The sequence below is a fragment of the Mangrovihabitans endophyticus genome (assembly GCF_014646155.1).
GTDB classification, from domain to species: Bacteria; Actinomycetota; Actinomycetes; order Mycobacteriales; family Micromonosporaceae; genus Actinoplanes; species Actinoplanes endophyticus.
The window spans coordinates 74,618-86,542 of sequence record NZ_BMMX01000017.1 but is presented as its reverse complement, the minus strand read 5'-3'; the positions used below and the strand labels follow the sequence as shown (position 1 = coordinate 86,542).

The window sequence follows — 11,925 nt, the reverse complement described above, 5'->3', positions numbered from 1 at the left end:
TCCGGTTCCCGGCTGGACACGCGGGTCCGTCGGCTCTACATTGGGGACACGCCGTTGCGAGTTCTTCCCCCGTGGAATTCGCAGCGGCGCCTTTCGTGCGATGGCCGCCGCAGCCGAGGTGCCGCCCGCGTCACAGGTCGCCCCGGTCGACGAAGCTGAAGCTGGACAGCGCGGGCGCGTCGCCGAGTTCCTCCACGATCACCTGCCGGCGTGACGGGCTCCACTGCACCACGCCGTACGCCTCGTTGGAGAGAAGGAAGGCCGGCCGATCATGGTCGTCACGGCCCTCGGTCGGCGACAGCGAGAAGATGGTGGCCCGGGTCGGCGTGCACGACACCGGGACCAGCGACGCCGAACGGTCCGGCACGATCTTCACACCCAGGCAGGTCTGCGGCTCTCCGGTGCCCTCGCGCAGGGTCCTGATCAGATAGTCCACACCGTACGGAACCAGGGCGAACAGGGATTTGGGCCCGGTGCCGTCGAGCGCCTGGACCTGGGCGGCGTGCAGGTCCAGTGCCAGGTCCCGGTCGATCTCCACCACGTGGATGAGCGTCTGCCGCTCGCCGCGCAGGATCGCGCCGGGCAGGTCCACCGCGGTCGGCGACGCGGTGGCCGGCGCGGGCGATGACGCCCCCGGTGCCGCCCCTGCGCCGGTGGCCGGATCCGCCCGGCCGCGCAGCGCGCCGATGCCGAACCACCCGCCGCCCACCAGGACGGCGGCAGCCACCACGGCCAGCGCCACCCGCCGCACCGTGGCACGGCGAGCGGTCCCCGACGTCGGCGGCGCGCCGACCGCGGTGACCGCCGCGGCCTCATGCGGCGGGCGCGGTGTGTCGCCGGCCAGCAGCATGTCCAGCAGTTTCCGGGCGGTGGGCCGGTCCGCCGGTTCCTTGGCCAGCGCCCACTCAAGCGGATCGCGCAGCGATTCCGGCACGCCGTCCAGGTCCGGTGGCTGGGTCAGGATGCGCATCGCGGTGGCCGGAGCGGTGCCGGACTCGAACGGCGTGCGCCCGGTCGCCGCGTACGCCACCACGGCCCCCCAGGCGAAGACATCCGCCGCCGCGGTCACCTGGCGGCCGTGTGCGGGGTCGAAGCGTTCCGGCGCCATGTACGCCACCGTGCCGACCATCTGGTCGGTGCGGGTGTGCTGGCTGGTCGCCTCGAACGCGCGCGCGATCCCGAAGTCGATCACCTTGATGCCGCCGGGGGCGACCAGGACGTTGCCCGGTTTCAGGTCGCGGTGGATCACCCCGGCGCCGTGGATGGCCCCGAGCGCGGTGGCGATGCCCACCGCCAGGCCGTCCAGGGCGGCGCCGGACAGCGGACCCCGGTCCCGGATCACGGTCGCCAGGCTGGGCCCGTCCACGTACTCGACGACCAGATAGGGCGGTTCGTGGTCGGGGTCGGCGTCCAGCACCTCCGCGGTGGAGAACGGCGGCACCTGCTGGGCGCGGTGCACCTCGCTGCGGAACCGGCCGCGGAACTCGGCGTCCCCGGCGAACTCCGGTCGCACCACCTTGATCGCGACCGGCCGGCCGTCCGGGTCACGACCCAGGTAGACGGTCCCCATGCCGCCCTGCCCGAGCCGGCCGGTCAGGTCGTACCGGCCGAGCCGGGTCGGCTCCCCCGGCCGCAGCGGCATGGTCATCTGTCCATCCTCCGGCTCCGGCACACCCGCGACCGCGGAGTCTACCGGGCACGTTCACGCCGCCGGTTTCCCGGCGATCCGCCGCCAGTGCCGCACCCATCCGGCGCGCCCGTCCTGGACGAGCCGGTGCATCAGCCCGCACCGGTGCACCGGGCCGGCGGCCAGGCCCGGCGGGAACACCAGCGACTCGCGGATCTCCGCCATCACGGCCGCGTGCAGGCCGGGAAGCCGGGACCGGGCCGGGTACGCCTGCACTCCGGCGTTGAAACGGCCCTCCCAGATCCCGTACGCGACCCCGTACGCCTCGTCGAGCGCCTCACGGTCGGTGTCCCGGCCGTGCTTGCGCACCTCCCGGACCAGCAGCCCGGCGTTGAAGTACTCGTCCACGGCCGAGGCCACCTCGACGTGGCCGGCCGCGCGCAACTGCCGGACGAAGAGCTGGTGGTTCCAGGCCGCGAGGTCGGCGGGGTGGGCCGCCAGCAGCGACCGGGTGCGCTGCTCCGGCACCACCGGGCGGCACGGCGCGTGCGGGTACGGATCGTAGTAGTGCCGGCGCACGTGCGCGGCGGCCGGGCGCATCAGCATCCCGCGCAGCACCGTGTCGTCCCACAGCTCGACCGCCACCCCCGTGGCGGCGCGCTGGTGCGCGCTCCACCGGTCCCACCACTGGGCGGTGGGCGCGTCGAGGCCGGCGGGCACGCACAGCACCCACCTGCCGACCTGGTAGCCGTGGCCTTGCGCGGCGGTCAGGGCGGAGCGGAACGACCCGCGGATCTGCCGGTGCGCCCCCGCCGTCACCACCGGCCAGAAATACTTCGCCTGCCAGATGACCACCATGCCGGACAACTCGCCGAGAAGCACGTCGATGCCCCAGTCGCCGCGGTGCGCGGCGATCCGCCGGGCGGCCGGATGCATCGCCCGGACCAGCGCGGCGAGCATCTGCTCGAAGTCCTCCCGCGCCCCGGCGAGGCTTCCGGCGCGGATCTGGTGGGCGGCGAAGTTGACCGGGGGCTCGCCCGCGGCGATCGGTGGCAGGGGACTCGTCGCCATCGGACCTCCCGGCTGCGACGGATCACGTGGCGCTGACGATCACTATCGGCACACTCCCCGAAACCGCGCAATCCGCACGTTCCGCGGCGCAGCGCGGCGGGGCGGAAACCTTCACCCGTGCGGGGGCACGGCCCTCTGACAAAGATCGAATTCGCCCTAGTATTTGCAGCTCAACGCCGCTTTCGGGGGTGACGGCAGATGCGTATCGCCGCCTTCAACGTGGAAAACCTGTTCAACCGGGCACGCGCCCTGGACCGTCACACGTGGACGGCCGGGCGTGCCGTCCTGCGGACCTACCAGCGCGTCTGCGTGCTGCTGGAAGAGACCGCCTACACCCCGGACGTCAGCCGGGAGATCCTGCGGGAGCTCGGCCGGCTCGGACTGCGCCACAGCGACGCCGCCCGGTTCGCGCGCCTGCGGCAGAACCGCGGCCGGCTGCTGCGGCGCCGGCGCAACGGGCCGGTGGAGATCGTGGCCGGCGGCCGTGCCGACTGGATCGGCTGGGTGGAGCTGACCACCGACTGCGTCCAGGAGCTGGCGCTGGCGAACACCGCCCGGGTGCTGCGCGATGTGGACGCGGACATCGTGGGTGTGGTCGAGGCGGAGAGCCGCGTCGCACTCAAGCGGTTCACCGGGACCTGGCTGGCCGACGACGGGCGGCCCCGATACCCGTACGTGATGGTGATCGACGGCAACGACGAGCGCGGCATCGACGTGGGTGTGCTGTCCGCCGCCGGGTATCCGCTCATCGGCCAGCACAGCCACGTCGACGACACGGACGACCACGGGCGGATCTTCAGCCGGGACTGCGCCGAATACCACTTCCGCACGCCCGGCGGCCGGCGGATCGCGGTGCTGGTCAACCACTTCAAGAGCAAGGGGTACGGCCCGAAGGCCGCTTCGGACCGGATCCGGCGCCGCCAGGCGGTGCGGGTCGCCGAGATCTACCGCGGCCTGTGCCGCACCGGCGTGGACCACGTGGTGGTGACCGGGGACCTCAACGACACCCCGGACAGCGCGACGCTGGCACCGCTGCTGCGCGACACCGATCTGCGGGACGTGTCCGAACTGAGCGGCTTCGACGACGGTGGCCGGCCCGGCACGTACGGCTCCTGCACGGCCGGCAACAAGCTGGACTATGTGCTGCTGTCCCCCGCCCTGCAGGCGGTGGCGCGGGGCGGCGGCATTTTCCGGTACGGCGTGTGGGGTGGCCGGCACGGCCGTCTCTGGCCGATCTACGAGACGATGACCAGTGCCGTGCACGCCGGTTCGGACCACGCCGCCCTCTACGCCGACGTGGACCTGGCCTGAGCCGGTGTGCGACTCCCCCGTCCGGGCACCGGCCGCCCCGGCATGATCACGACCAGGCGATCGTGGCAGGGTGAGTCCCGGCGTTGCGAGCCCACGCCCGGCGCTGCGGATTCGACGCCGAGGATTCCGTGCCCGGCAGGAGGACGACGATGAGGTACGCAGCGGTCGGCGACAGCTACACCGAGGGTGTGGGCGACGAACTGCCCGACGGCACGGTGCGCGGATGGGCCGATCTGGTCGCCGCCGGGCTGGCCGCCGAGCACGGCGAGGCGGTGCGGTACGCCAATTTCGCGGTGCGCGGGCGGCTGCTCGAACCGATCGTGTGCGAGCAACTGGAGGCGGCGCTGGCGCTGGCCCCCGCGCCCACCCTGGTGACGCTCAACGGCGGCGGCAACGACATGATGCGCTCCGGCACCGACACCACGCGCCTGGCCGGGTTGCTGGACCGGGCGCTGCGCCGGGCCGCGCAAGCCGGCGTGCGGCTGGTCATCGTGGCCGGCGCGGACCCGTCGCAGCGGTTGCCGCTGGGCGGGGTGATCCGCCGCCGCGGCGAGCTGCTCACCACGGCGACGCACGCCCTGGCGGCGCGCCACGGCGCGCTGTTCGTCGACGTCTTTCACGACGACGAACTGCGCCGGGGGCCGTACTGGTCGGTGGACCGCCTGCACCTCAACGCGGCCGGTCATCAGCGCGTCGCGGGCCTGGTGCTGACCGCGCTCGGCCACGAACGTGCCGCGCACGTGGCCGACCCGGGACCGGCCGAGAGCAGGCGGGTGCGCGCCGAGGCCCGCTATTACCGCGAGCACGTGTTGCCCTGGCTGCACCGCCGGCTGCGCGGCCGGTCCTCGGGCGACGACCGGTCCGGCAAGTACGTTCAATGGGTGCCGGTGCCGACCGGGACTACTCCTCCACCACGGTGATCGCCAGGGCCGGGCACACCGCCGCCGCGGTGCGCACGTCCTCCTCCTGGCCGGCCGGCGGTTGCGCGGTCAGCACCACCGCCACGCCGTCCTCCTCGCGCTGGTCGAAGACGTCCGGCGCGGACATCACGCATTGGCCGGACGAGACGCACTTCTCCTGGTCCACCGTGACCTTCATGACCTCACCAGCTCACCGGTAGCTCGTACACGCCGTAGATGACGCCGTCGTGCTTGAAGCGGAGACTGTCCCGGTCCGCCGCGACGCGTAGCGTGGGCACCCGCCGGTACAGCGTGCCGTAGACCACCTGCAACTCCAGGCGAGCCAGCGGCTGGCCGAGGCACTGGTGCACGCCGAAGCCGAAGGCGACGTGCCGGCGCGCGTCGCGGCCCAGATCGAGCCGGTCCGGGTCGGGGAACGCCTCCGGATCCCGGTTGCCGATGTCGTTGGCCATGATCACGCCCTCGCCGGCCCGGATCACCTGCCCGGCGATCTCGATGTCCGCCAGCGCGACCCGGCGCCTGCCGCCGTGCGTGATGTTCAGGTAGCGCAACAGCTCCTCCACTGCCCGGGCCGCCGCCTTCGGGTCGTCGCCGTCGCGCAACACGGCCAACTGGTCCGGGTGGTCGAGCAGCGCCAGGGTGCCCAGCGCGATCATGTTGGCGGTGGTCTCGTGCCCGGCGACCAGCAGCAGGACGCCGATGCCAGCCGCATCGCCGCGGCTCAGCTCGCCGCGCGGGACACGCGCGGCGAGTTCGGACAGCAGGTCGTCCTGCGGCTGCGCGAGCTTGCGGCTGATCAGGTCGTCCAGGTACTCGTGCAGGGCTTCGAACGAGGCGCTGCGCTCCTGCGCGGATGTCGTACGGCGTACCAGGCTCCGGCTGTTCTCCTGGAAGAAGTCGTGGTCGGCGTACGGCACGCCGAGCAGTTCGCAGATCACCAGCGACGGCACCGGCAGCGCGAACGCCTCCACCAGGTCGGCCGGCTGCGGACCGGCGAGCATGGCGTCGATCTGCTCGTCGACGATGCGTTGCACGGCCGGGCGCATCGCCTCCACCCGTCGGATGGCGAACGGCGCGGTCACCATGCGGCGCAGACGGGCGTGTTCCGGGTCGTCCATCAGGATGAAGCCGATGGAGTTGCCCCCGGTGTCCCGCCGGGGCGCCGCAGCCGGATATCCGGGGCGGGTCACGTCGGAGCTGAGTCTCGGGTCGGCGAGCAGGGTGCGCTGGTCGGCGTACCGGGTGACGAGCCAGGGCGTGCTGCCGTCCCAGAGCCGCACCCGGGCGAGCGGCGCCTCGTCCTGCAGCTCGCGCAGCCGCGGCGGCGGGTCGAACGGGCAGCCCGCGGCCCGCGGCAGCGGGAATTCGGCGGTGGGAGCGGTGGTCGGCGATGTGGTCATCGTGTCTCCTTCGTGCAAGAGGGGCGTCAGGTCACCAGCGGACCGGAACCTGTGTCAGCCGTCCGACGATGAGTCCGTGGCTGGGGAAACGCACCGCGGCGGCCGGGCAGTCGTGGCGCAGCCGTTCCCACTCGCGGGGCGGGTCCAGCGGATGCGCACCCGGATCGGATAACTGAGCGCCTCGACGGCGTCACCTTCCGGCATGGCAGCCTCCTCACAACGACGCTGTTTTCCGCACGAACCAGTCAACTCACCCCATTCATGTAAGTCAAGTGATTGACTATTTGGCGTGATCGTTCTACGGAGTGGATCGTCGTGGGGGCACGCCGCGGGCCGGTCCCGCCCCGCGGCCGCAGGTTCTCGGCCCGCCGGGCAGCCGCCGACCCTCTATCCTGATGGCCACGATGAACCCCACCAGAACGACGCCCGGCCCGGCGGGCGCCCGGCTGCCCGTTCCGCCACGGACGGCTCGCAACGCGCGCAGCGAGCAAGCGGAGCACACCCGTGCGCGCATCCTCGCCACCGCCGAGCGCCTCTTCGCCGAGCACGGCGTCTTCTCGGTCTCCAACCGGCAGATCAGCGAGGCGGCCGGACAGGGCAACAACACCGCCGTCGGATACCACTTCGGCACCAAGGCCGACCTGGTCCGCGCCCTCGTGCGGCGGCACGACGAGGGCATGGAAGAGCTCCGCCGCCGGCTGTACGCTCACCACGACGGCAGCACCGAGGTCCGGGACTGGGTCACGTGCGTGGTGCGCCCGTTCACCGAGCACCTCATCTCACTGGGCACGCCCAGTTGGTACGCGCGATTCGCCGCCCAGTTGATGACCGAGCCGAAGCTGCGCGAACTGGCCGCCGAACAGATGCGCCACGCGCACACGCTGCACGCCGTGATCGAGGCGCTGCACGGTTGCCTGCCGAGCCTGTCACCGCAGGTGCGCGCCGAACGCAACGAGATGGCGCACACCCTGATCGTGCACATGTGCGCCCAGCGGGAACGCACCCTGCCCGACGACCGGGAATCGGCCGCGGCGCTGTGGAACGCCACCGCGACCGGGCTGATCGACGCCATCGAGGGCCTGATGCGCGCACCAGTCAGCGGACGCGACCGGCCGCGCTGACCGTCGCCACCTCCCCCGTCGATCTTGGACTTTCGGGTCGGACAAGTCGGTTGTGCCAGCACCAATCCGGCACCGAATCTTCAAGATCGACGGGGAGGGGGCGACGGAAACGACCGAGCCGCCCGGCACGTATGCGCGGGCGGCTCGGCGACGACCTCCGGTCGGAGGTCACCAGAACTGCTGGGTCACTTGGGTTGTTCGGCTACCGCGAACTCGACGGCGCCCTCGTTGCCGACGGCGGCGTCGAGAGCCTTGTCGGCCAGGATCTCCGCCGCGCCCGCGTCCAGGAACAGCAGCGCGCCGGAAGCGTCCACCACCTGGTCCCCGGCCGCGGGCGACGCGGCCAGACTCAGCGTCAGGGCACCGGCCTCCTGGTCGGTGGCGATGCGCAGACCCGCGCCATCGGGCACGCTCTGCTGATCGGTGATGTCGCGGATGGCGGCTGCGGCGTTCTCGGTGACGGCAAGCATGCTTCTCCTCGAGGTCATCGTCATAGGGATTCTGGGAACTGGTGGCCGGTCCCGCCGTGACGCCGGTGTGGCGATGCTCTGGCGAGCAGCGGTCGCACCGAGCAGGGCGGCACCGGCGCGAACAGTGGTCGAGCCGAGACGGTCGGCGTGCGCACCCCACGCCGGGCGTGCCCGGCCCGGAGCGGCGTCGTCGGGGTAATGAATCCCTCCGTCTCGAACCACGGCCTTCAAGAGCCCCACGTTTCCCGTTGTCGTCCGATCCGTCAAATCGGGCGGGGCTCCCGCGCGCAGCGTGCCACCGACGGATCAGGGCCGCCGCACGGATCAGGGCCGCCGCGCTCACCTCCGCGCTGGACTGGCGACGTACCGGAGACGTAGAGTTCGATCGAAATGGGAGCGCTCCCATCTTCCCTTCGGCGACAGGAGTCATCGATGCATCGGGCGGCGCAGGCACTCATCGTCGGCGGCACACTCCTCGTGGCCTCGGCCTGCGGCCTGGCGGACGACGATCAGGCCGCGCCGGCACCACCGAACTCCGCGCCGTCGGTCGACGCCGCCATCCGCGATTCCTGCACCACGCTGGGCGAGGTCTTCAACCAGCGGATGGCGCCGTTCGCGCAGGCCCTGAGCACCATGGTCGACAAGTCCGGCGACACCGCGCAGGGCCGGCAGAAGGCGAAGCAGGCATTGACGGCGTTCGCCACGGACGTACGCCGGGCCACTCGCGACAGCGACAACCCCGAGCTGCGCGCCGACGGCGCACGCACGGCTGACAAACTTCAGGCCAAGGCCGACGATCCCGCCTTCTTCCGCGCCATCACCACCAGCCAGGACGTCAGCACGGTGCTGGGCAACGACATGACGACGTGGCTGTCGCCGGTCAAGCAGCACTGCTCCTGACCCCGGCACGGCGCCGGAGCGAGGTGGGTCAGCGCGACGCGGCGTCACACGGGGCGGGGGTGGTCGACGCGCGTACCACCAGGGAGGGTGCCAGCAGCACCGACCGTGGGTAACGGTCCGGCTCGTCGATGGTGTCCAGCAGCAGCCGGCCCGCCTCCGCGCCGATCTCGTAGTGCGGAATCGCCACCGTGGTCAGCGGGGGGCGCATCTTGTCCAAGTAGGGCATCTCGTTGAAGCCCACCACGCTCACATCGTCCGGGCAGGTCATGCCGCGCTCGGCGAAGACGTCGTAGCAGCCCAGCGCGATCAGGTCGTTGCCGGCCACCACAGCGGTGAAGGCCCGGCCGCCGTCGAGCAACCGGCGCAGCCCCCGCGCGCCCTCGGACTCCGACCAGTAGCCGCATTCGACGGTCAGCGCGGGGTCGTCGGGCAGACCGTGGTCGATCAGCGCGTGCCGGAAGGCGCGGGCCCGGCTGACGCCGGTCGACGTGTGCTGCGGGCCCGCCAGGTGCGCGATCCGGGTGTGCCCGAGCCCCACCAGATGGGCCACCGCCAAGCCGATGCCGGCGTCGTCGTCGGCGGTCACCGAGGGCAGTTCCAGACCGTCCACCCGCCGGTTGACCAGGACCATCTTGACGCCCTGCCGGTGCAGCCGCGCCAGCAACGGATGGGTACGCCGCGCGGTGGCCACGATCAGGCCCTCGACCTGCCGCGAACGCAGCGCCTCGACCTGCGCCTCCTCGCGCTGCGGATCGTTGTCCGTGTTGACGATCCAGGCGTTGTAGCCGGCCGGGGTCAGCACGTCCTCGATGCCGCGCACGATCGGCGGGAACAGCGGGTTGGTCAGGTCCGGGATGACCAGGCCGACGGTGCCGGTGCGGGCCGTCTTCAGGCTGCGCGCGATCGGGTTCGGCTGGTAGCCGATGGACTCCGCGGCGCGCAGAACCCGTCGGGCGGTGTCCGCGTTGACCTGCTGGCGAGTTTGCGGGTTGAGCGCCCGCGAGGCGGTCGCCGGGTGCACCCCGGCGAGCTGCGCGACGTCGCGGAGCCTCGGGGCGGTCATTCGCACGATTTTAGGACTGGCCATGGCGCTCCCCCGTTTCGGTGGCCACCACGGGCCGCCACCGCGCCCGAGCGAGCGTGGCGCCGATGCCCAGCGGCACCGCCACGATGGCCAGCGCGGCGAACGCGGCTCCGTAGCGTCCGGCCTCGGCCGGGCCGGCCACCAGCGCCGAGGACAGCGCGCTCCCGGCGAACAAGGCGCCGGCGAAGCCGGACACCACCGTGGCGCGCGCCGACGGCAGCACCTCGGTCGCCCAGGTCTGCAGTGAGGAGTGCATGGCGGCCCACGCCAGCCCGATCAGGGCGGCCACCGCCGCGGCGGCCACCGGGGTGCGGCTGACCGCCGCGAGCGTGCACCCGGCGACCGCGGCGAGCGCTCCGGCCCCGATCAGCCGCCAGACCGGCCAGCGGCGCGACAACACGCCAGCGACCCGGGCGAAGACGAGGACCGCGATCCCATACACGGCGGTGACCGCGCCGGCCACGGCCGCGCTCGCGCCGCCGTGCTCGACCGCGGGCGGCAGCAGCGTGAGCACGCCGAGCAGCACCCCGCCCTCGGCGAAGGCGAGCAGCAGCACGAGCAGCGTGGCGCGCGAGCGGATCATCCGGCCCAGCGGTGCCAGCAGGTGCCCGGCGGGCCGGTCGGTGACCGGTTCGGGCAGCCCGCGCAGCAGGAATACCAGGGTGAGCGCGCACAGGGCGGACACCACGAAGGCCACCCGCCAGCTCGTCGCCTGGGCCAGCGCGCCCGCGCCGGCCGACGCCACCGCGGTGCCCAGGGCCACGCCGGCCATCAGGTTGGTGACCTCGGTCTGCCGGCGCCGGCCGGGGACGGTGTCGCCCACGTAGATCAGGCCGGCCGGGATGGCCGCGCTGAACGCCGCGCCGGCCAGCGCCCGCGCGACACCGAGCTGGGTCACCGTGGCCGCGCAGGCCGACCCGGCGGTGGCGAACGCCGCCACCAGCAGGGTGATGCGCAGGGTCCGGACCCGGCCCAGGCGGTCGGAGACGATGCCCCAGACCGGTTGCATCAGCCCGTACGCGAGGAAGTAGACGCTGGCGGTGTGCACCACCGAGGACAGCGGCACGCCGAGGGCGCGCGCCGTGACGATCAGCATCGGCGGCATGGTGAACCGGTCCATCGTGCTGACGAACGAGGCGGCCTGCAGCAGGCGCGTCGGGCGGCTCACCGCAGCGCCGCGGCGAGCGGGTCGCCGTCCAGCGCCGGGCCGTAGCGGCGGCGCAGGTCGACCAGGGTGCGCAGGGCCGCCGGGTCGACCAGGCCGTCCGGCACCAGGCCCTCCGCGGGGTCGGTGAGCCGGGCCAGGTAGCGCCGGGCGAGCTCGGTGTCAAGGCCGAGCGCGCGCGCCGCCTCCGCCACCACGAGCTCGTCGTGGCGGCCGGCGACCACCTCCGCGGCGGTGCCGACCAGGGCCTCGGCGAGGCCGTCCACCGGGTGCAGGGCGGCCAGGACGGTGCCCAGGTAGGGGCGGCAGACCTGGCTCACCCGGGCCAGCGGGCGCAACCCGGCCGCCTCGGCGCGCAGTTCGTTGCCGGCGTTGAGCAGGGTGGCGTCGCACGCCCCGGCCAGCAGCGCGGTCAGCCGTTGCGGCGTCGAGCCGAGCGCGATCACCTGATAGTCGGCGCGGGACAGGCCGAGCGACTCGGCGAGCGCGTAGAGGGCGAACGCGAAGCCGGAGCCGGGCACGTCGACGCCGAAGCGCCGGCCCGTCGTGCTGCCGTAGAGCGCCAGCCCCATGCCGCGGTCGACGGCGGCCAGGGTCCGCACCGCGGCGTTGCGGCCCAGCGGGTTGACCGGGCTGTAGCGGTAGGCCAGCACGTTGTCCGGGCTGGTCAGCACGGCGTCGTACGCACCGTCGAGCAGCGCGCGGAACTGGGCCGGCGACGAGGGAACGAGTTCCTCGGTCACGTCCAGCCCGGCCGCGTCGAGGCGGCCCAGCCGGCGCGCGACGCGCAGCAGCACGGAGGGGGTGAACGACCCGACTCGGACGAAGCGCGTCATGGTCCGAGTTAACCGCAACC

General features: G+C 73.0%; 12 protein-coding genes. 4 read left to right on the top strand and 8 right to left on the bottom strand.

What is annotated here, in order from left to right; all coding sequences use genetic code 11:
• Window positions 1-130: 130 nt before the first annotated feature.
• Complete coding sequence (locus IEY73_RS19075) at window positions 131-1,648, bottom strand: serine/threonine-protein kinase (protein ID WP_189080603.1); 1,518 nt, start codon at window positions 1,646-1,648, stop codon at window positions 131-133.
• Between the two features lie 54 nt (window positions 1,649-1,702).
• Window positions 1,703-2,698: a serine/threonine protein kinase gene (locus IEY73_RS19070; protein WP_189080602.1), complete on the bottom strand. Its 996-nt coding sequence runs from the start codon at window positions 2,696-2,698 to the stop codon at window positions 1,703-1,705.
• A gap of 198 nt (window positions 2,699-2,896) precedes the next feature.
• On the opposite strand from IEY73_RS19070, the gene IEY73_RS19065 reads away from it, so the two are divergent.
• Together IEY73_RS19065 and IEY73_RS19060 are read left to right on the top strand one after the other, a co-directional pair.
• Window positions 2,897-4,009, top strand: coding sequence for an endonuclease/exonuclease/phosphatase family protein (locus tag IEY73_RS19065; protein ID WP_189080601.1), 1,113 nt, complete (start codon window positions 2,897-2,899; stop codon window positions 4,007-4,009).
• Window positions 4,010-4,158: 149 nt separating this feature from the next.
• On the top strand, window positions 4,159-4,929 hold the full coding sequence (locus IEY73_RS19060; protein ID WP_189080600.1) for an SGNH/GDSL hydrolase family protein: 771 nt from the start codon (window positions 4,159-4,161) through the stop codon (window positions 4,927-4,929).
• Here the strand turns inward: IEY73_RS19060 and IEY73_RS19055 are convergent.
• Together IEY73_RS19055 and IEY73_RS19050 are read right to left on the bottom strand one after the other, a co-directional pair.
• Entirely contained in the window at window positions 4,910-5,107 is a 198-nt protein-coding gene (locus tag IEY73_RS19055) for a ferredoxin (protein ID WP_189080599.1), read from the bottom strand. The two genes, IEY73_RS19060 and IEY73_RS19055, sit on opposite strands and share 20 nt — an antisense overlap.
• 4 nt (window positions 5,108-5,111) lie before the next feature.
• The gene (locus tag IEY73_RS19050) at window positions 5,112-6,329 is read right to left on the bottom strand and encodes a cytochrome P450 (protein WP_189080598.1); all 1,218 of its coding nucleotides are present in this window, start codon (window positions 6,327-6,329) and stop codon (window positions 5,112-5,114) included.
• A 404-nt stretch (window positions 6,330-6,733) separates the two neighbouring features.
• Between IEY73_RS19050 and IEY73_RS19045 the strand changes: the two genes are divergently transcribed.
• A complete protein-coding gene (locus tag IEY73_RS19045; protein ID WP_189080597.1) occupies window positions 6,734-7,450 on the top strand; it encodes a TetR/AcrR family transcriptional regulator in 717 nt (238 codons plus the stop codon).
• Between the two features lie 185 nt (window positions 7,451-7,635).
• Here IEY73_RS19045 and IEY73_RS19040 read toward each other — a convergent pair whose 3' ends face one another.
• On the bottom strand, window positions 7,636-7,920 hold the full coding sequence (locus IEY73_RS19040; protein WP_189080596.1) for a hypothetical protein: 285 nt from the start codon (window positions 7,918-7,920) through the stop codon (window positions 7,636-7,638).
• Window positions 7,921-8,352: 432 nt separating this feature from the next.
• Between IEY73_RS19040 and IEY73_RS19035 the strand changes: the two genes are divergently transcribed.
• Window positions 8,353-8,820 carry a hypothetical protein gene (locus tag IEY73_RS19035; protein ID WP_189080595.1) on the top strand — a complete coding sequence of 156 codons (468 nt, stop codon included), beginning with the start codon at window positions 8,353-8,355 and terminating at the stop codon, window positions 8,818-8,820.
• A gap of 28 nt (window positions 8,821-8,848) precedes the next feature.
• Here IEY73_RS19035 and IEY73_RS19030 read toward each other — a convergent pair whose 3' ends face one another.
• The 3 genes from IEY73_RS19030 to IEY73_RS19020 are packed head-to-tail and all read right to left on the bottom strand — an operon-like array spanning window position 8,849 to window position 11,905.
• Window positions 8,849-9,883 carry a LacI family DNA-binding transcriptional regulator gene (locus IEY73_RS19030; protein ID WP_189080594.1) on the bottom strand — a complete coding sequence of 345 codons (1,035 nt, stop codon included), beginning with the start codon at window positions 9,881-9,883 and terminating at the stop codon, window positions 8,849-8,851.
• A 10-nt stretch (window positions 9,884-9,893) separates the two neighbouring features.
• A complete protein-coding gene (locus IEY73_RS19025) occupies window positions 9,894-11,072 on the bottom strand; it encodes an MFS transporter (RefSeq protein WP_189080593.1) in 1,179 nt (392 codons plus the stop codon).
• Window positions 11,069-11,905, bottom strand: a complete 837-nt coding sequence (locus IEY73_RS19020; protein WP_189080592.1) for an ABC transporter substrate-binding protein — start codon at window positions 11,903-11,905, stop codon at window positions 11,069-11,071. Before IEY73_RS19020 ends, IEY73_RS19025 begins: the two co-directional genes overlap by 4 nt.
• Window positions 11,906-11,925 lie beyond the last annotated feature (20 nt).

Excerpts from the sequence above, each read along its gene's own strand:
- IEY73_RS19055 (WP_189080599.1), bottom strand. The coding sequence starts at position 5,107 with ATGAAGGTCACGGTGGACCAGGAGAAGTGCGTCTCGTCCGGCCAATGC.
- IEY73_RS19060 (WP_189080600.1), top strand. The coding sequence starts at position 4,159 with ATGAGGTACGCAGCGGTCGGCGACAGCTACACCGAGGGTGTGGGCGAC.
- IEY73_RS19070 (WP_189080602.1), bottom strand. The coding sequence starts at position 2,698 with ATGGCGACGAGTCCCCTGCCACCGATCGCCGCGGGCGAGCCCCCGGTC.
- IEY73_RS19050 (WP_189080598.1), bottom strand. The coding sequence starts at position 6,329 with ATGACCACATCGCCGACCACCGCTCCCACCGCCGAATTCCCGCTGCCG.
- IEY73_RS19065 (WP_189080601.1), top strand. The coding sequence starts at position 2,897 with ATGCGTATCGCCGCCTTCAACGTGGAAAACCTGTTCAACCGGGCACGC.
- IEY73_RS19045 (WP_189080597.1), top strand. The coding sequence starts at position 6,734 with ATGAACCCCACCAGAACGACGCCCGGCCCGGCGGGCGCCCGGCTGCCC.
- IEY73_RS19030 (WP_189080594.1), bottom strand. The coding sequence starts at position 9,883 with ATGACCGCCCCGAGGCTCCGCGACGTCGCGCAGCTCGCCGGGGTGCAC.
- IEY73_RS19020 (WP_189080592.1), bottom strand. The coding sequence starts at position 11,905 with ATGACGCGCTTCGTCCGAGTCGGGTCGTTCACCCCCTCCGTGCTGCTG.
- IEY73_RS19040 (WP_189080596.1), bottom strand. The coding sequence starts at position 7,920 with ATGCTTGCCGTCACCGAGAACGCCGCAGCCGCCATCCGCGACATCACC.
- IEY73_RS19035 (WP_189080595.1), top strand. The coding sequence starts at position 8,353 with ATGCATCGGGCGGCGCAGGCACTCATCGTCGGCGGCACACTCCTCGTG.
- IEY73_RS19075 (WP_189080603.1), bottom strand. The coding sequence starts at position 1,648 with ATGACCATGCCGCTGCGGCCGGGGGAGCCGACCCGGCTCGGCCGGTAC.